Raw genomic sequence first — 18,009 nt, forward strand, 5'->3', positions numbered from 1 at the left:
GACTTTAGAGCCCCAGAACGAAACGCACCAACTTTTCGCGGTCGCCGCGCGGCAGCGCCATGAAGGCGCCGCGCGCCTTGTCCGCCTCGCCGCCGTGCCACAGGATGGCCTCGGTGACGCTGCGCGCCCGCCCGTCGTGGAGCAGGGCCAGTGTGCCGTCGGACTCCGCCAGCCGCTTCATCCCCCACAGCGGCGTCGTGCGCCAGTCGCGGCCCCGCGCGTCGCCCATCGCCACGCCGTCGGCCAGATCCTCGCCCAGGTCGTGGAGAAGCAGGTCGCTGTAGGGGAAGATCGTCCGGCGGGACAGCGCGGGATGCGCGGCGTCCTCCGCCGTGGTGAAGGAGGGGCGGTGGCAGGACGCGCAGCCGGTGGCGGCGAACAGCGCGCTTCCCGCCGTATCGCGCGGCGCCTCCAGCCCGCCGTCGGGCGGCAGGGTGCGCAGATAGCCGTCGATCAGCCCGATCACCGTGGAGGGTATCTCCAGCCCTTCATACTGCGGGGAGTCGCCGTGCGGGGCGTTCCGGCATTCGGTCTGCGCCGGGGTGCAGTCGCCCCAGGGCTCGGGATAGGCCGGAGTGGACATGCCGATGTCGAGGCTGAAGGCCTCCGAATTCTGGCGGTGCAGCGTCGGGTGGACGGCCTTCCAGCCGAAGCGGCCGAGCTGCCGCGTGCCCTCCGGCGCCACCCAGTTGGGGCGGCCGGCGATGCCGTCGCCGTCGCGATCCTCCGGATCGGCGCCGGCCAGGATGTCGGCCTCGGGGATGCGCTCCAGCAGGCCCATGCCGCGCACGGACGGGGCGATGCGGGCGGAGATCGCCGTCACCGCGGCCAGCGGCCCGTAGTTGAGATCGGTGACGGTCACCACCGGCCGGCGCAGTGTCGCCGTGTCGCCATCGGGGAAACGCACCGCCTCCTCGCGGTAGCTCAGGGCGGGCTTGCCCTCGATGGCGAAGCCGAGGACCGCGTTGGTCTGGATCTGCCGCCCGTAAACCGGGTCGCCGCTGAGCTTCAGCGCGTAGCCGACGCCGCGGTCGTCGGGCGTGTCCGGGTCGGGGGGACGCCCCTGGCGGGCCGCTGGATGGCAGGCGGCGCAGGAGCGGGCGTCGTAGAGTGGCCCCAGCCCGTCGTTGGCGTGCGTCACCGTCGGGGCGCTAACCCACATCCGCCGGAACAGCTTCTCGCCGATCCGGGTGTCGAGGTCGCCCGCCGCCGCCGGCAGGGCCGGCAGAAAAGCGAGCAGGAAGGCGAAGCGGGCTTTCATCGATCGGGCGGGCATCGGTCGGGCGGAGGGCCCCATTTCATGAAGAGCAGAAAGGCCGGGCCGCGGCCCTTCCCCCCGCGCGGGCGGTCGGCGGGGAGCGGAAACGCCGCCCCACGCGGGAAGGAAGGGCCGCGGCCCGTGGTCCGCCGGCTTGCTTGCCGACGTCTTACTTTCCGACAGCGGACGGGTTGTCGAGGCTGTCCGAACCGGCCAACTCGACCGAGACGCCCAGGGCGGCGACGACGCCTTCCAGGGCCTTCTTCTGGTCGACCAGACGGTCCACCGCGGTCGCGATGATCGCGTTGCCCTCGGCGTTGTCGGTGCCGATCATCTGGTCGTAGGCCATCTTGCCGCTATCGGCGGTGTCCTTCATGACCTTCATCGCGGCGGTGGTGGCGGTCATCGCCTCCTTCACCTTGGCGTCGGCCTCCGGCGCGGTGGCGGCGACGTACTGCGACAGCGACGGGCCGGTCACGACCTTGCCGTCCACGCGGGTGTAGCGCCCGTTGTAGACGTTGACCATGCCGACCTGGTCGTAATAGTGCGAGTTGTGGGTGTTGTCGGAGAAGCAGTCATGCTCCTCCTCCGGATCGTGCAGCATGAGGCCGAGCTTCATGCGCTCGCCGGCCAGTTCGCCGTAGCTGAGGCTGCCGAGGCCGGTCAGGATGCGGGCGACGCCCTCCGACTCCTTGGCCTTGGCGACCGACGCGCGGGCCTTGCCCTTGGCGCCCCAGGCCTTGGCCATCTCCTCCAGATCCTCGACCAGCATCTGGGTGGCGACGGTCAGGAACTGGGCGCGGCGGTCGCAGTTGCCGTTGGTGCAGTCCTTGCCCTTGGCGTAGTCGGTCGCCTTGCGGTCACCGGCGCCCGGACCCGTGCCGTTCAGGTCCTGGCCCCACAGCAGGAACTCGACGGCGTGGTAACCGGTCGCCACGTTGGCCTCGACCTTGCCGGCCTCGTGCAGTTTGTCGGCCAGCAGCTCCTTGGTGATCTTGCGGGCGTCGATGGTCTTGTCGCCGGCCTTGATCTTCGGGTTGGCGATCACGTTGGCCTTGGCGAACGGGTTGCTGTCGCCGCCGGCGTAGCCGTCGTCCACATAGTCGATCAAGCCCTCGTCGAGCGGCCAGGCGTTGACCTTGCCTTCCCACTCGTCGACGATCGGGTTGCCGAAGCGGAAGGCCTCGGTCTGCATGTAGGGGACGCGGGCGTTCAGCCACGCCGTGCGGGCGGCGGCCAGCGTCGCCTCCGACGGGTTGGCCACCAGCGCGTCGACGGCCTTCTTCAGCGCCTTGGCGGTGCTGGCGGAGTCCTCGTAGCTGGCCTGGGCGATGTCGGCGTAGGTCTTCACCACGTCCTTGTAGGCGGGCTTGGCCGTCTGGGCGTCGGCGGCGAGCGGCGCCAGCGCGATGAGAGCCGCGGCGGCAAGGCCGGAGGCGTGCTTGAACATGAAGGTCTCCTCAAGCGTCGGTGATCGTTGGCGTCAGAGCCATGAAAGTGCGAAGCATTCTCAACATGCGCCGCTAATCACTCTCATTGTCAAGATGCAATCGCGATGCAGGGGGCATGCAGCCGATTTTGCGGCGGAACGCGGGGCCATGGTGACGGCCCCGCCCGCCTGCGCTCACTTTACCAGCGGTTCGTAGCGGGCGTCGGTCAGCGTCTTCATGAAGGCGACCAGCGCCTTGATTCGGCGGTCGTCGAGCGCCGGGCCCTCCTCCAGCTCCTTGATGGAGACGGTGGCGGCGACCTCCGGATTGCCCCAGGGCTTGCCGGTCTCCGGGTTGATCTGGTCCGCCGGCTTGCGGCTGTTGTACTTGTTGTAGAAGCGGACGACGGTCTCCAGATCCTTGAAGACGCCATTGTGCATGTAGGGGCCGGTCACCGCGACGTTGCGCAGGGTCGGCGTCTTGAACTTCCCTTCATAAGCCTTCTGGCCCTTCAGCGCCGGGTTCTCGGCCAGCCCGCGGTCGATGTGAGTCGCCGCCACGCCGTTGGCCGCCCGCAGCTCCGCGTTCACCGGAACGCCGATGTTGTGGTACTCGTAGTTCGTGAAGACCTCGTTCGTCGCTGCCGGCATCGCGTTCAGCTTGTGGCAGACGTTGCAGTTGGTGAACTGCTGCGAGAAGAACAGGGTCATTCCCAGTTCCTCCTCGCCGGTCATCTTGTATTCGCCGCGCAGATAACGGTCGTACTTGGAATCGAAGGGCGAGAAGACATCGGTCTTCTCGAAGGCGGCGATGCTGTCGGTCATCGCGTCGTAGGCGCGATCGGCGTCGTCCAGCACTCCCGCGCCGTAAAGCGCGACGAAGCTCCGCGCGTAATCGGCATTCTCCTTCAGCCGCCCCTGCACCTCCGCCTTGGAGGCCATGGCCATCTCGGCGGGGTTCAGCGGCGGCCCGCCGGCCTGCTCCTGGAGGGTGGCGGCCCGGCCGTCGTGGAACTGCCCGCCGAAGGGAACCCCACTGGCCTTGAAGCCGAATCGCGGGGCGAGGTGGGCGTAGGCGGCGGTCGGCGCGTTGCGGTCGCCCAGCGACTTCCCGTCCGCCCCCAGCGACGCCGCGCCGCGCGGGTCGGCAAAGCCGAATTCCGGGTTGTGGCACGTCGCGCAGGACTGGCTGCGCGTTGAGGACAGGTTGTTGTCGAAGAACAGCGCCTTGCCCAGTTCGGCCTTCGCCTTCTGCAAATCCGCCGGATCGGCCGCCAAGCCGGAGCCACCGGCGATCAACAGGCCAGCGATCAACACAGAGGACAGCACCGCGGCCGGCGCGACATATTTGCCGAACAATGACATCCTGACTCTCGCTCCTTGACGGCGGTGGCCCACGGCGGCAATCCATGGCGGGGCTTGCCGGTCAGTATCCATGCCCTTCGGCCTGGATGATAGTTATTCTCATTATCACGAACGTGCGACCTATTGCCACTGGTCGTAGGACCGGTGGGATTAACTCCCCGCCCCGTTCGTCCGGTCCCGTTCCCGGACGGACGATCCGGACCGGGCGCTTGAGCCTCACGAAAAAGGGTACCCCGACCCGGCTACCGACTCTGCTTCGCCAACCGGTGGGCTTGCCGCCATTCCGGGGTGAGGCGGCACCACCGTCGGGACTCCAAATTCTCCGCACGCCGCGAAGGGAGCGGCATCACCCACACGGGCGCAACACCGGCATAATCCGATAATCACTTTAAATTCTAAACAATTCCCTTCAAGGCAATCCGCCTGTCCTTCGCCTCTCCACATGGCGTTCTTCTCCCCGTTTCTTTGACGCGACGCCCTTGCGCATCGCAATGCCCGCCCTTTGCTGGAGACAGCGCGGAAAGTTGCGTTTCGGATGACAAAGACAACGGCGCCGGCCCGCCGGACTACCCCAATCGATAGGTTTATTAAAATGCCGGCCTTCGCCATCCTTCAAATCACAGACGCCGTGCATTCCTCGAAAATCAGTAATCAAGCCCCTCCGCTTCACCGCATTGAAGCGAAAGCCCTTCGCATCACAATTATCAACGGAGACAATCAATGACCCTGTTTGCCAACGTCCGCGCCATCATTTTCCCGGTCCAGGCCGCGACCAAGGACCGCAAGGGCATCACTGCCCTCGAATACGGTCTGGCGGCGGCGCTGGTCGCGCTGGTGATCATCGGCGGCGCCCGCACCTTCGGCACCAACGTCAGCACCCTGTTCACCGGTATCGGCACGACGGTCAGCGGCACCTCGACGACCATCCCGTAAGCGCCGCACCTCTCCCCTCCCACGCAAAGCTCCCGCCATGGAAACGATCGCGGTCCTCGATCCCCTCTCCCTGGCACTGCCCATGGCGGGGCTTGCGCTGGGCTGGGCGGCGGCGGACGACCTGTGCCGGCGCATCATCCCCGACACGGTGTCCGTCGTCCTCGCCACCCTCGGCCTCGCGCTTCCGCTCTGGCAAGGCGCCCCCTTTCCCTGGGTCAGCCTTGCCGCTGCCGCCGCGCTGTTCCTGGTCCTGTGCGCCCTGCACGGGCGGGGCTGGCTGGGCGGCGGCGACGTGAAGCTGGCCTCGGCCATCCTGCTGCTGGTCGGGGTGGAGCGGGCCGCCCCCTTCGCGACCGCCACCGCGCTGGCCGGCGGCGTCCTGTCCCTCCTCTATCTCGCCGGGTGGCTGGTCCTGCGCAACGCGCGCCCGGCGCGCCGGCTGCTGCGCCGCTTCGGCGGGCTCTCCGGCCCGGCCCGTCTGCCGGCCCGCATCCTGGCCGCCGAGGCGCACCGCATCGCCACCCGCCATTCCGTGCCCTACGGCGTCGCCCTGGCCGCCGGCGGGCTGCTCACCCTCTCCAACCCCACCGGAGGAGCGGCATGGTTCTGAGAGTGCTTTTCCTGTCCCTGCTGCTCGTCGGGCTGTCGCTGGTGGGCTACGTCTCCTTCTCGATGCTGCCGGCCCCGACCGCCGCCGTCGCGGTCCCGGCGCCCCAGGCGCCCATGGACTCCGTTCTGGTCGCCGCCCGCCCGATCTCCACCGGCATGCTGCTGCGCGCCGAGGATCTGCGCTGGGAGCCCTGGCCGCCGGGCCGTCTGGTGGACGGCTACATGGTGCGGGGCCGCGTCGCGGAAGGCGCCTACAGCGGCGCCGTCACCCGGAGGTCCTTCGCGGCGGGCGAGCCGATCATGGCCGGCCACATCGTCGCGCCGGGGGAGCGCGGCTTCCTCGCCGCCGTCCTGTCGCCGGGCAGCCGCGCCGTCTCGGTGGCGGTGGACGCGGTCAGCGCGACCGGCGGGCTGATCTGGCCGGGCGACCGCGTGGACCTGATCCTGACCCAGAATTTCGAATCCCAGGCGGGGCGCGACCTGCGCAGCCGGGCGGTCGGCGAAACCGTGCTCCAGAACCTGCGTGTCATCGCCATCGACCAGCAGCTCGGCGAGGCCGGCATGGTGAAGAGCGGGCCGGACGGCCGCGTTCCCCGCACCGTGACGCTGGAGGTCACCGCCCGCCAGAGCGAGACGGTGACCGTCGCCGCCACCATGGGCAAGCTGTCGCTGGCGCTGCGCAGCCTGCTCGCCGACGAGACCGTCCTCGCCGCCGGGGAGGCGGAGCCCGCCTCCGCCCCCACCTGGGCCGAGGACGTGTCGCCCGCCCTGCGCCAGCTTCCCGCACCCCACAGCGCGGAGGCGCCCGCCGCCCGCCGTCCGGCGCTGCTCATCATCCGCGGCTCCAAGACGGAAACACTCGAACGCTGACCGGCGCGCCGACCCAGGGGGGACGAATTCATGACGATGGCAACCATCAACACCACAAGCCGGGTCACGGCCTTCAAGTTCATGGGGGCGGTCCTTCTCGCCGGACTCTTCGCGGCTCTGGCCATGTCGCCCGCCCAGGCGCAGCAGCGCCCCCGCGAAATCACGCTGGAGGTCGGCGGCGGGCAGCCGGTCAACCTGCCGGCCCCGGCGGCCAGCGTCTTCACCTCCGCCCCGGAGATCGCCGACGTGCAGGCGTCCGGTCCGCAGGCCTTCTTCATCGTCGCCAAGACGCCGGGACGGGCCAGCGTCTACGCCCTGTCGGCGGACAACAAGCCGCTGGCCTCCTTCAGCGTCGTCGTCACCATGCCGGTCGGCGACCTGCGGTCGAAGCTGGTCGCCCAGGTGCCCAACGCCGCCATCGACGTGCAGAGCACCGGCAACGGCATCACGCTGACCGGCACCGTCTCCTCCCCCGCCACGGCGCGGCAGATGGTCGAACTGGCCGAGCGCTACGTCGGGCAGGGGCAGACCGTCACCAACCGCCTGACCGTCGCCTCCCCGGCCCAGGTCAACCTGCGGGTCCGCGTTGCCGAGGTGTCGCGCCAAGTGACCAAGGAGCTGGGCGTCAATTTCGAGAGCATGTTCAACATCGGCTCCTTCGCCTTCGGGATCGCCACCGGGCGGCCCATCCTCGACGCCGCCGGCAACCTGATCCGCGCCATCCCCCCAACCAACTCCATCGGTGGCAGCTACCGCTCCAGCAACGGGCGGGTGGACATCAACACGGTGGTGGACGCGCTGGCCGAGGATGGGCTGATCACCGTGCTGGCCGAGCCGAACCTGACCGCCCTGTCCGGCGAGACGGCCAGCTTCCTGGCCGGCGGCGAGTTCCCCATCCCGATCGCCCAGTACGACCGCACCACCACCATCCAGTTCAAGAAGTACGGCGTCAGCCTGGACTTCACCCCGACCGTGCTGGGCGCCGGCCAGATCAGCATGCGCGTCCGCCCGGAGGTCAGCGAGCTGACCAACAACGGCGCCGTCGTGGTCGACTCCATCCGCATCCCCGGCCTGTCGGTGCGCCGCGCCGAGACGACCATCGAGCTGGCCAGCGGGCAGAGCTTTGCCATCGCCGGCCTGCTCCAGAACAACACCTCGGCGACGCTGGACGCCGTGCCGGGGCTGGGCGACGTGCCGGTGCTGGGGGCGCTGTTCCACTCCAGCAAGTTCCGCCGCAACGAGACGGAGCTGGTCATCGTCGTGACCCCCTACCTCGTCCGTCCGGTGTCCGCCGCCAACGCGCTCTCCGCCCCGACCGACGGCTTTGTCGCGGCGACCGACGTGGAGCGGATCTTCCTGAACCGCGCCCAGAGCCTGCATCCCCCGGCAGGTGGCAACAGCGGCTCCGGCGCTGCCCCGATGATGATCGGGCCGGGCGCCGCCCGCCTGCATGGCGACGCCGGCTTCAGCCTCCAATGACCCCTTTCGCGGAGCACAGCGCCATGACCAGAGCCATGCTGCCCAGAGCCATGCGAACGCCGATGCTGCTTCTGCCACTCCTCATGGGTCTGCTGGGCGGCTGCGCCGTACCGCAGACGCCCCCGCCGATGCCCACCGCCCATACCCCCGCCGTCAAGGCGCTGAGCACCGCCGTCCCCTTCGCCATCGACCCGCGCAGCGGCGCCATCGCGGCGGAGGAGCGCGCCCGCGTGGTCCGCACGGTGGCCGGTCTCGGCCGCGACACCACCCCCCACGTGACGGTCACCGGCCCGCTGCTCGCCGCCCCGGCGCAGGCCGCCGCCGTCGCCCTGCTGGGCGGGGCCGGCGTGCCGGTGGAGAACGTCACCTTCGCCCCCGACCAGACCGGCGCCCCGGCACTCCAGGTGACCAGCTACGTCGCGCTGGCCCCGGACTGCCAAGCGTGGAGCGACATCTACAGCGGCTGGTACCAGAACAGCCCGACCGCGGCGCTGGGCTGCAGCAACCAGCGCAACCTCGCTTTGATGCTGGCCGACCCGCGAGACTTGGTGCAGGGGCGCGAGACCGCGCCCGCCGACGGCCAGCGCATGGCCGGCGCCGTCCAGCGCTACCGCGCCGACAAGGTGAAGCCCTTCGTGAAGGGGAACACGTCCAGCGCCTTCCTGCTGGCCCCCGCCCTGAACGGAAGCCAGGAGGACCAATGAGCCTGCTCGCCACCCTGCTCGGCGAGGCGCCCTCGCCGGCCGACGCCGCCCGCGGCACCGGTCCCCGCCTGCTCGCCTACGTCGCCGACGCGGCCAGCGCCGCCCTGCTGACCCGCACCGCCCCGTCCCTGCTGCCGTGCGAAGTGCGGACCGGCGACATCCGCAGCGCCGTCCGCGATCTCGCTCGCCAGCGCTCCCCCGACCTGCTGCTGGTCGATCTGTCCGGCGTCGCCGAGCCGCTGGCCGCCATGGAGGCGCTGGCCGGGGTCTGCGACCCGTCGGTCCGGGTCATCGCGGTCGGCGACAGCAACGACATCGGCCTCTACCGCGACCTGCGCCGGATCGGGGTCACCGACTACCTGTTCAAGCCGCTGTCCCGCGACCTGCTGGAGGGGGCGCTGCGCGCCGCCGGCGCCGGCGCCGTGGCGGACGAGGCGGCGGGCCGGCTGGGCAAGCTGGTGGCGGTGGTCGGCGCGCGCGGCGGCGTGGGCACGACCACGGTGGCGGTGCATCTGGGCTGCTGGCTGGCCGACGGCGCGCGCGGCCGCACGGCGCTGGTCGACCTCGACCTGCAGAACGGAACGGTGGCGCTGGCCCTCAACCTGCGCCCCGAGCCGGCGCTGCGCGAGGCGGTGGAGGCGCCCGACCGGGTGGACGACGTGTTCATGGAGCGCGCCATGGTCGCCGCGACCGACCGCCTCTCCGTCCTGGCGGCCGAGGAGCCGGTGGAGGACGTGATCGACATCGCGCCGAGCGCCGCCCTGTCGGTGCTGAACCGGTTGCAGGCCCGCCACAACTACGTCGTCGTGGACGCCGGCCGCGCCCAGGGCGGGGCCGCCCGCGCCGCGCTGGAGGCGGCGTCCATCGTGGTCCTGGTCGGCGACGCCAGCGTCGCGGGGCTGCGCGATCTGGTGCGGCTGCGCGCCGCCATCGCGCGGCGGGCCGGCGGCGGGCGTCTCGTCACCGTCCTGAACCGGCGCGGCGCCCCCGGCGAGCTTCCGGCGGCGGATCTGATGCGCACGCTGGGCGAGCCGCCGGAACACGCCCTGCCCTACCGCCCGGTGCCGCTGGCCGTCGCCGCGGGAGTCGGCGAGCCGGCCTTCCGCCACTGCCGCCGCTTCCGCGAAGCGATGGAGCGGCTGGGCGCCGACGTTGCCGGCCAGCCCGCCGCCCAGGACGGCTTGTTCCGCCGCTGGGTGCGGCGATGAGCACGCTGTTCGGCCGCAAGGCGGCACCCCCCTCCCTTGCGGTCGCCAGCCCGCCGGCCGAGGAGTCGAAGCCCGCCCCGGCACCGGCTTCAGTTGCAGCACCGGCGGCGGCCCCCTCCCCGCCGCCGCCGGCCGCGCTACGCCCGGTCAACCGCTCGCTGAACGACATCCGGTCGCAGGTGCTGGCCCGCATCGACCCGGCCACCATCGCCGACATGCCGGCGGAGACGCTGCGCCCGCTGGTCGAGCGGCTGATCGACGACATCGCCACCACCAGCCGCAGCCAGCTGAACGGGCGCGAGCAGGCCACGCTGGCGACGGAGCTGGTCCACGACATGATCGGGCTGGGGCCGCTGGAGCCGCTGCTGGCCGACGACGCGATCACCGACATCATGGTCAACGGTCCGTCGCGCACCTTCGCCGAGCAGCGCGGCAAGCTGGTCGAGATGCCGGTGCGCTTCCGCGACGCCGGGCATCTGCTGAACATCGCGCAGCGCATTGCCTCGGCGGTTGGGCGGCGGGTGGACGAATCCAGCCCAATGGTCGACGCCCGGCTGGCCGACGGCAGCCGCGTCAACATCGTGGTGCCGCCGCTGGCGCTCGACGGCGCCTGCATCTCCATCCGCAAATTCGCCCGCCGCACCATCGGCTTCCGCGAGCTGGTGGAGTTCCGCAGCATGTCCGAGCCGATGGCCCGCGCGCTGGAGATCATCGGGCGCTGCCGGCTGAACGTCATCATCTCCGGCGGCACCGGCTCGGGCAAGACGACCCTGCTCAACGCCATGTCCCGCCCCATCGAGGCGACCGAGCGCGTCATCACCATCGAGGACGCGGCCGAACTCCAGCTCCAGCAGCCCCACGTCGTCCGGCTGGAGACGCGCCCGCCCAACCTGGAGGGCCAGGGGCAGGTGACGCAGCGCGACCTCGTCCGCAACGCGCTGCGCATGCGCCCCGACCGCATCATCATCGGCGAGGTGCGCGGGGCGGAGGCCTTCGACATGCTCCAGGCCATGAACACCGGCCATGACGGGTCGATGTCGACCATCCACGCCAACAACCCGCGCGACGCGCTGAGCCGCGTCGAGAACATGGTGCTGATGGCCGGCATGAACCTGCCCAGCCGGGCCATCCGCCAGCAGATCGCCGGGGCGGTCAACGTCATCGTCCAGGTCCAGCGCATGCGCGACGGCGTGCGCCGCATCACCCACGTCACCGAACTGGTCGGCATGGAGGGTGACGTGATCCTGACCCAGGACCTCTTCACCTTCGAGTTCCGCGGCGAGAACCGCGACGGCATCCTGGAGGGGCGCTACGCCGCCACCGGCCTGCGCCCGCGCTTCGCCGAGCGGCTGGCCTATTTCGGGCAGGAGGCGGCCTGGAACGCCGCCACCACCGGCCTGTAGCGGAGGAGGGACACGCGATGGACCGCATCCAGGCCCTCCAGCTCGCCACCCTCCTCCTCGGCGTCGGGACGCTGCTGTTCGCCCTCTCCACCCTGCGCGCGTTCCGCCGCCACACGGCGCTGCGCCGCCGGCTGGCCGCCCTGTCGGCCGAGGCGCGGGCGGTGGTGGAGGACGGCAGCCCCGACATCACCGGCGCCGGGTCCCTGACCTTCGCCGACCGGGTGAAGCGGCGCATGTCGCGCTTTTACGCGCGGCGCCAGACCGTCTATCTGCCGCCGGGCGTCCGGCTGTGGCGGGCGCTGCTCGCCGCCGTGGTCGCCGCCGGCCTGTGCTGGTGGCTGGGCGGGCCGGTGATGGGCGACGCGGGGGCCACGACCGCCGCCGCGGCAGCCCTGCTGGTCACCCCGCGCATCGTCTTCGCCACCAGCCGCCGCAAGACGCTGGAGGCGCTGATGAACCAGCTTCCCGACGCGATCAGCCTCGTCGTGCGCGCCACCCGCGCCGGCATCCCGGTCTCGGAAAGCCTGCGCATGGTCGGCACCGAGCTGTCCGAGCCGATCGCCCCGCTGTTCCGCCGCATCGTCGACGAGACGGCCATGGGCATCGACCTGGAGACCGTGCTGTCCCGCGCCGCCGCCAACGTCCGCCTGCCGGAGTTCCGCTTCTTCGTCGTCACCCTGCTGCTGCAGCGGGAGACCGGCGGCAACCTGACGGAGCCGCTGGAGAATCTGGCCGACATGATCCGCCAGCGCCGCCGCGTGCAGATGCGCACCCGCGCACTGACGTCGGAGGCGCGCAGCTCCGCCGCCGTGCTGGCCGCCCTGCCCTTCCTGGCCGGCGGCGGCATGGCGATGCTGAACCCCGACTACGCGATGCGGCTGATCGACGAGCCGAGCGGCCAGACGATGCTGGCGGTGGCCGGCGGGCTGCTGCTGGTCGGCGTCGGCTCCATGCAGCTCCTCATCCGGAGGACCCTGTCATGAGCGGCGGCGTGATGGGCGGCCTGATCCCGCCGCCGGTCCTTCTCGGCTTCGGCGTGCTGATGATCCTGACCGGGGTGGCCGGGCTGCGCTCCTGCGTTCTGCGTGAGCGGCTGTTGGCCCGGCTGGAGCGGCTGCGCGCCGGGACCGCGCCCTCCGCCCTGCCGGAGGCGGAGCGCCAGAGCCTGCTGAGCCGGGTCGGCGCCTGGCTGGCCCGCACACCGCTGATCGGGTCCGCCGACCGCGAGCGGATGCGCCGGAGCCTGATCGCCGCCGGCTACAACCAGCCCGGCCACCTCTATTCCCTGCTCGGCATCAAGCTGCTGTGCATCGGCGCCGGAATGGCGCTGGTCCCGGCGGCGGCGGGCGACCTGCTGCCGTCGCTGATCGGCGCGCCGGGTGCAGCGGCGCAGGTGGTGGCCGGCGCCCTGCTCGGCTGGCGGCTGCCCGATCTGGCGCTGGGCCGGATGCGCGACCGCCGGCTGGAGGAGGTGCGCAACGGCCTGCCCGACGCGCTCGACCTCTTGGTGATCTGCGGCGAGGCTGGCCTCGGCCTGGAAGCGGCGGTGGACCGCGTGGCCCGTGAGGTGGCGACCGCCTACCCGGCGTTGAGCGCCGAGCTGTCAGCCACCGCGGCGGAGATGCGCGTGCTGTCCGACCGCGGCGGCGCGCTCAACAATCTGGCCGCCCGGCTGGACATGGAGGGCGTGCGCGGCATGGCGACGACGCTGATCCAGGCCATGCGCTACGGCACGCCGCTGGCCCAGGCGCTGCGCGTCCTGGCCGGGGAGATGCGCGCCCAGCGCCTCGCCCGGTTCGAGGAAAAGGCGGCCCGCCTGCCGGTGCTGCTGACCCTGCCCATGGTGGTCTTCATCCTGCCCTGCGTCTTCATCGTCGTCGGCGGCCCCGCCATGCTCGACGTCTCGCGCAGCTTCGACAGCGCCGGCACCAGCCAGCAAGCCCATTCCAGCCAAACCCATTCGAACCCGCCCCACAGCCAGACCAAGGGAGGTCAGCCATGATCGCCATTCCAGCGTCATCGCATGCGACATCCCCTCTCCCGTCCCGGGAGAGGGAAGGGGCCCGCGCAACGCGCGGGAAGGGTGAGGGTACCGCCGAGGATGGGTTCGTTGATCCTCGCACGACCCTCACCCGGCGCCTGTGGCGCCACCCTCTCCCGGGGCGGGAGAGGGGATCGTGGCCGAAGAAGCGCCTTTCCGGTCTGGGCCGCGCCGCGGCCGCTGCCCTCCTGCTGCTGTCGGTCAGCGCCTGCGCCTCCGCGCCGGGCGGCGGACCGGTGGGGTCGAAGAGCGGCCCGACGGCCAACGCCACGCTGGACGACAAGGCGCGCGTGCAGCTCCGCCTCGCCCGCGCCGCGCAGGAGGCGGGCAACACCGGCTCCGCCGTGCGTTTCTACCGCGCGGTGCTGGATCAGGCGCCGGGCCATGTCGGCGCCTTGCTCGGGCTGGGCGAGACCCTGTCGGAGAGCGGGTCCGCCGCCGACGCGGTGGTCGAGCTCCAGAAGGCGGCCGCCGCGGTGCCCGACAATGTGGAGGTGCAGACGGCGCTGGGCCGCGCGCTGGTCCGCGCCAACCGGCCCGCCGACGCGCTGAACCGCTTCGACGCCCTGCTGCGCCGCAACGACGACGACCTGCGCGCCCGTCTGAACCGCGGCGTCGCCCTCGACCTCGCCGGGCGGCATACGGAGGCCCAGGGCGAATACCGCCATGTCCTGAAGGCCGAGCCGAACAACGCGGCGGCCATGGCCAACCTCGGCCTGTCGCTGGCGCTGAACGGCAGCGCGGAGGGCGTGGCGATCCTGGAGGGCCTCGTCCAAGGCGGGGTTGATTCCCCCCGCGTGCGCCAGAACCTTGCGCTGGCCTACGGGCTGAAGGGCGATCTGGAGGCGGCGGCCCGCGTGGCCCGGCTCGACCTCGACGACGCCAACGTGCGTTCCAACCTGGCCTTCTACGAGACGGCGCGCCAGTTCGTCGCCTTCAAACCGTGAGGCGGCCCCATGCGCAGCGACCGCAACAGCCGCCCCCGTCCCTTCCTCCGCCTCCAGCGTGACCGCCGCGGCCTGACCACGCTGGAACTGGCGATCGTGTCCCCGGCGCTGATCGCGGGGATGATCGCCCTGGCCGAGGTGTCCTACTCGCTGACCGTGGACGGCCTGCTCAACCACGCCGCCCGCGCCGCCGCCCGCAGCGGCTTCACCGGGGAACTGGCAAGCGGCTTTACCGACCGCCGCGCCCAGGTCTGCGACACGGTGCGCCGGTTGACCAGCCGGGTGCTCGACCAGAGCCGCCTGTCGGTGCGCAGCCACAGCTACGCTTCCTTCACCACGCTGGGCCAGATCAACGGCGGGGTTCCGCCCGCCACCACGCTGACCGACCTGAATTGCGGCTCCACCAACTGGGACGCCAAGCAGACCGGGGCGGCGCTGGGCGGCAGCGGGCAGGTCGTAGTCTACGCGCTGCGCTACACCCAGCCGGTGCTGACCGGGCTCGGCGCCACCGTGCTGGGCCGGGCGGAGCTGATCCACGAGGCCCGGCTGGCCGTGCGCAACGAGCCTTTCATGGTGGGGGAGTGACCGGGATGACGGGACATCATCCATGCCGCCGAAACCCGCTGCGCGACCGCGGCGGCGTCGCGGCCCTGGAAATGGCGCTGCTGGCGCCGGTCCTTCTGGTTCTGGTCACCGCCACGGTGGACGTGGTGCGCTATGTCAGCATCACTTTGACCCTGAACCGCACCGCCGCCAACGTCAGCGACATCGCCACCCAGTTCGACAAGCTGCGCGCCGGCATGACGGTTGTGAAAGGGAACGAGGTCGGTGTGCTGTTCCTCGCCGCGACGGAGGTCGCCCAGCCGCTGGACCTGTTGGCCGGCGGGCAGGTGATCGTCAGCTCGGTCGCCAACATGGGCCAGGGGTCGCGGGTGATGTGGCAGCAGCAGGCCGGCATCGGCTCGGCCGCCAGCCACCTCGGCGCCGCGGGCGGGGTCGCCAAACTGCCGCCCGGCTTCACCCAGCAGCCCGGCGACAACGCCATCTTCACCGAGCTGTTCTACCGCTTCACCCCGTATCTGCTGAGCGGACCATGGCTCGGCAACGCCGGGACCTCCACGACGCTCTACGCCAGCGCCGTCTACCAGCCCCGGCTCGGCACGCTCACCACGCTGGAGACCGGGCCATGAGGACAGCCTTCCTGCCCGCAACCTTGCTGCCCGCCTCCCGCCTGCTCGCCTCCCTGGGAGGGGTGCGGCGCGACCGCCGGGGGGCCACCGCGCTGATGTTCGCCGCCGCCGCGGTGCCGCTTCTGGGCATGGTCGGGCTGGCGGTGGATTACGGCCGGGCCTTCCTGGTGCAGTCGCGGCTCCAGACCGCCATCGACGCCGGGGCGCTGGCCGCCGGCAAGATGCTGAACTCCTCGGCGGACGCCCAGAAGGACATCGCCATGTTCGTCGCGGCCAACCTGCCGCCGGGCTTCCTCGGCGCGGCCATCGGCACCCCGGCGGTGACCCTGGACCAGACGAACCAGCGCGTCGGCGTCTCCGTCACCGCCACCCTGCCGACGACCTTCCTGCGTGTCCTGCGGGTCAACCAGCTCACCATCTCCGTCACCAACCAGGTGCAGCGCGCCAACGCCGGGCTGGAGCTGGCTCTGGTGCTCGACGTCACCGGCTCCATGGCCACCAACAATCGCATCGGGGAGCTGCGCAGCGCCGCCACCGACCTCGTCAACATCCTGTTCGGACCGGGCAGCACGCCGCCGAAGAACCTGTGGGTCTCCATCGCCCCCTACGCGGCGGAGGTCAACATCGGCAAGACCCGGACGAGCTGGCTGGCGGCGGGCAGCTACGACGCCACCAAATGGGCCTCCCAGGGCTGGCGCGGCTGCGTCCTGGCGCGCACCCAGCCGCAGGACCAGACGGACACCCCGCCGGCCTCAGCGCCCTTCAAGCCCTTCTGGTACCCGAACAACCAGTACAACGGGACCAACAACGACAACCCCTGGACCCCGAACAACATCACCGACGACGGTACCTACCGGCAGACCAACGACATGGCCGGGCCGAATCTCGGCTGCCCGCCGCCGGTCATGCCGCTGACCAACGACCGGGCGGCCCTCTTGTCCAAGATCGCCGGGCTGAAGCCGGTGAACCGCGGCGGCACCATGGCGAACCAGGGGCTTCAGGCCGGCTGGTTCACCCTGTCGCCGAAATGGCGTGGCCTGTGGGGCGGCACGACGCCGAACACGCTGCCGCTCGATTACGGGACGCCGGACATGTCCAAGGCGGTCGTCCTGCTGACCGACGGCAACAACGAATGGTACAAGTACAAGCCGCAGGGCGACTACACCAGCTACCAGCGCCTCAGCGACGGGCTGCTGGGCACCACCAACACCGCCCAGGTGACCACGGCGATCGACAACCGCATGCTGACGCTGTGCAGCAACATGAAGGCGGCGGGGATCACCCTGTTCACCATCACCGTCGGCGACAGCGCCAGCACCGCCACCCGCAACCTCTACCAAAGCTGCGCCTCGCCCGGCCCGAACCACTATTTCGACAGCCCGACGCCGGCGGACCTGCAGGCGGTGTTCCGCACCATCGCCGGCCAGCTCAGCAACCTGCGGATCATTCGCTGAAAGGCCGGTGCTGAACGGCCGGCAGCATGGCCAGGGGCGGTATGGCGGAGACAGCGGTTTATGACCTATTGCGCATTGGTCCACCGCCGCCCGATGGGCTACAGGAATCGGGACCGTGCAGACAAGAGGCCCGCCCGTCATGTCCCAGACCTTCCCCCAGACCTTCCATGTGATCGTCGCCGAGGACGACCCGGTCGTCGCGGTCACCATTGCCGAGACCCTGGAGGAGCGCGGCTTCCGCGTGACCATCGGGCGCAACGGGTTCGATGCCTTCAAGATCGACCAGAACGATCCCGCCGACATCCTGATCACCGACCTGCGCATGCCGCATTTCGACGGCACCAGCCTGATCGCCCGCATGCAGGAGCAGCGCCCCGAGCTGCCCATCCTGGTCACCACCGGCTACAGCGACAACCTGCCCAAGGAGGAGCCGGGCCAGCTTTCCGTCGTCCATAAGCCCTTCTCCGAGGACAGCATCGTCCGGGCGGTGCAGAGCCTGCTCGGGGTCGCCTGATCGGGTCACCGGGCAGCGGAAAAAAACGCCGTCCGGTGAAGTTCCTGCTTGCGCTGCGCCGCCGGGACCCGTATAAGCCGGCCTCCGTTCCGGATTAGCTCAGTCGGTAGAGCAGCGGACTGTTAATCCGCGTGTCGCTGGTTCGAGTCCAGCATCCGGAGCCATATTGCGGGTGTAGCTCAGTTGGTTAGAGCGCCGGCCTGTCACGCCGGAGGCCGCGGGTTCAAGTCCCGTCACTCGCGCCACATTGCGGGCGTAGCTCAGGGGTAGAGCACAACCTTGCCAAGGTTGGGGTCGAGGGTTCGAATCCCTTCGCCCGCTCCAGTTTCGGGGCACGACAGTGTCTTTCAGGGGCCGCTTGTCCAACAAGCGGCCTCTCGTCGTTTCAGGCGTCGTTTTTGGGCTGACGGCGCTCCGACCGAGCAATCCGGCTCCTCAGGCACGAGGCATGGCGTGGCCCATTCCCCGATCCCTCTACGCTTGGCCCACGCTTGGCCCACGCTTGGCTTTGAGACCGCCTCCGCCGTTGCAGCGCTTCGCCCGGCAGCCGGACGACGATGCGAACGACGATGGCCGCGCTCATCGAATGATGCCGCCGCGCCTGG

The 18,009-nt window shown here is 70.8% G+C and carries 17 protein-coding genes and 3 tRNA genes; 17 read left to right on the plus strand and 3 right to left on the minus strand.

Annotation, left to right across the window (positions count from 1 at the left end):
• Positions 1-4 precede the first annotated feature (4 nt).
• From FHW79_RS27280 to FHW79_RS27290, 3 genes are all read right to left on the minus strand, one after another.
• The gene (locus FHW79_RS27280) at positions 5-1,261 is read right to left on the minus strand and encodes a di-heme oxidoredictase family protein (protein ID WP_183181814.1); all 1,257 of its coding nucleotides are present in this window, start codon (positions 1,259-1,261) and stop codon (positions 5-7) included.
• 166 nt (positions 1,262-1,427) lie between these two features.
• Complete coding sequence (locus FHW79_RS27285; protein ID WP_183181815.1) at positions 1,428-2,708, minus strand: imelysin family protein; 1,281 nt, start codon at positions 2,706-2,708, stop codon at positions 1,428-1,430.
• A gap of 174 nt (positions 2,709-2,882) precedes the next feature.
• Positions 2,883-4,052 (minus strand): cytochrome c peroxidase, encoded by a 1,170-nt coding sequence (locus FHW79_RS27290; RefSeq protein ID WP_183181816.1) that lies wholly within the window; start codon positions 4,050-4,052, stop codon positions 2,883-2,885.
• A 720-nt stretch (positions 4,053-4,772) separates the two neighbouring features.
• Between FHW79_RS27290 and FHW79_RS27295 the strand changes: the two genes are divergently transcribed.
• From FHW79_RS27295 to FHW79_RS27375, 17 genes are all read left to right on the plus strand, one after another.
• Positions 4,773-4,985, plus strand: a complete 213-nt coding sequence (locus tag FHW79_RS27295) for a Flp family type IVb pilin (RefSeq protein ID WP_183181817.1) — start codon at positions 4,773-4,775, stop codon at positions 4,983-4,985.
• Between the two features lie 37 nt (positions 4,986-5,022).
• On the plus strand, positions 5,023-5,595 hold the full coding sequence (locus tag FHW79_RS27300; protein WP_183181818.1) for a prepilin peptidase: 573 nt from the start codon (positions 5,023-5,025) through the stop codon (positions 5,593-5,595).
• A complete protein-coding gene (gene cpaB / locus FHW79_RS27305; protein WP_211108507.1) occupies positions 5,586-6,464 on the plus strand; it encodes a Flp pilus assembly protein CpaB in 879 nt (292 codons plus the stop codon). The genes FHW79_RS27300 and cpaB overlap by 10 nt, the downstream gene beginning before the upstream one ends.
• 30 nt (positions 6,465-6,494) lie before the next feature.
• Positions 6,495-7,943 carry a type II and III secretion system protein family protein gene (locus tag FHW79_RS27310; protein WP_183181819.1) on the plus strand — a complete coding sequence of 483 codons (1,449 nt, stop codon included), beginning with the start codon at positions 6,495-6,497 and terminating at the stop codon, positions 7,941-7,943.
• Between the two features lie 23 nt (positions 7,944-7,966).
• Positions 7,967-8,647 carry a CpaD family pilus assembly lipoprotein gene (locus FHW79_RS27315; RefSeq protein ID WP_247884629.1) on the plus strand — a complete coding sequence of 227 codons (681 nt, stop codon included), beginning with the start codon at positions 7,967-7,969 and terminating at the stop codon, positions 8,645-8,647.
• Positions 8,644-9,855, plus strand: a complete 1,212-nt coding sequence (locus FHW79_RS27320) for an AAA family ATPase (RefSeq protein WP_183181821.1) — start codon at positions 8,644-8,646, stop codon at positions 9,853-9,855. The genes FHW79_RS27315 and FHW79_RS27320 overlap by 4 nt, the downstream gene beginning before the upstream one ends.
• On the plus strand, positions 9,852-11,258 hold the full coding sequence (locus FHW79_RS27325; RefSeq protein WP_183181822.1) for a CpaF family protein: 1,407 nt from the start codon (positions 9,852-9,854) through the stop codon (positions 11,256-11,258). The genes FHW79_RS27320 and FHW79_RS27325 overlap by 4 nt, the downstream gene beginning before the upstream one ends.
• Before the next feature lie 17 nt (positions 11,259-11,275).
• Positions 11,276-12,241, plus strand: coding sequence for a type II secretion system F family protein (locus FHW79_RS27330; RefSeq protein WP_183181823.1), 966 nt, complete (start codon positions 11,276-11,278; stop codon positions 12,239-12,241).
• Positions 12,238-13,260 (plus strand): type II secretion system F family protein, encoded by a 1,023-nt coding sequence (locus tag FHW79_RS27335; RefSeq protein ID WP_183181824.1) that lies wholly within the window; start codon positions 12,238-12,240, stop codon positions 13,258-13,260. Before FHW79_RS27330 ends, FHW79_RS27335 begins: the two co-directional genes overlap by 4 nt.
• A gap of 275 nt (positions 13,261-13,535) precedes the next feature.
• Positions 13,536-14,246 carry a tetratricopeptide repeat protein gene (locus FHW79_RS27340; RefSeq protein WP_348984288.1) on the plus strand — a complete coding sequence of 237 codons (711 nt, stop codon included), beginning with the start codon at positions 13,536-13,538 and terminating at the stop codon, positions 14,244-14,246.
• A 9-nt stretch (positions 14,247-14,255) separates the two neighbouring features.
• Positions 14,256-14,831: a TadE family protein gene (locus FHW79_RS27345; protein WP_183181826.1), complete on the plus strand. Its 576-nt coding sequence runs from the start codon at positions 14,256-14,258 to the stop codon at positions 14,829-14,831.
• Between the two features lie 5 nt (positions 14,832-14,836).
• Positions 14,837-15,436, plus strand: a complete 600-nt coding sequence (locus FHW79_RS27350; protein ID WP_183181827.1) for a TadE/TadG family type IV pilus assembly protein — start codon at positions 14,837-14,839, stop codon at positions 15,434-15,436.
• A complete protein-coding gene (locus FHW79_RS27355) occupies positions 15,433-16,890 on the plus strand; it encodes a TadE/TadG family type IV pilus assembly protein (protein WP_183181828.1) in 1,458 nt (485 codons plus the stop codon). The genes FHW79_RS27350 and FHW79_RS27355 overlap by 4 nt, the downstream gene beginning before the upstream one ends.
• A 139-nt stretch (positions 16,891-17,029) precedes the next feature.
• On the plus strand, positions 17,030-17,404 hold the full coding sequence (locus FHW79_RS27360) for a response regulator (RefSeq protein ID WP_183181829.1): 375 nt from the start codon (positions 17,030-17,032) through the stop codon (positions 17,402-17,404).
• 88 nt (positions 17,405-17,492) lie between these two features.
• Positions 17,493-17,568: transfer RNA gene (locus FHW79_RS27365), tRNA-Asn, on the plus strand.
• Between the two features lie 4 nt (positions 17,569-17,572).
• Positions 17,573-17,649 (plus strand) — tRNA-Asp (locus FHW79_RS27370).
• 4 nt (positions 17,650-17,653) lie between these two features.
• Positions 17,654-17,728: transfer RNA gene (locus FHW79_RS27375), tRNA-Gly, on the plus strand.
• The last annotated feature ends 281 nt before the right edge of the window (positions 17,729-18,009 follow it).

The sequence above is a fragment of the Azospirillum sp. OGB3 genome (assembly GCF_014192915.1).
GTDB lineage: Bacteria > Pseudomonadota > Alphaproteobacteria > Azospirillales > Azospirillaceae > Azospirillum.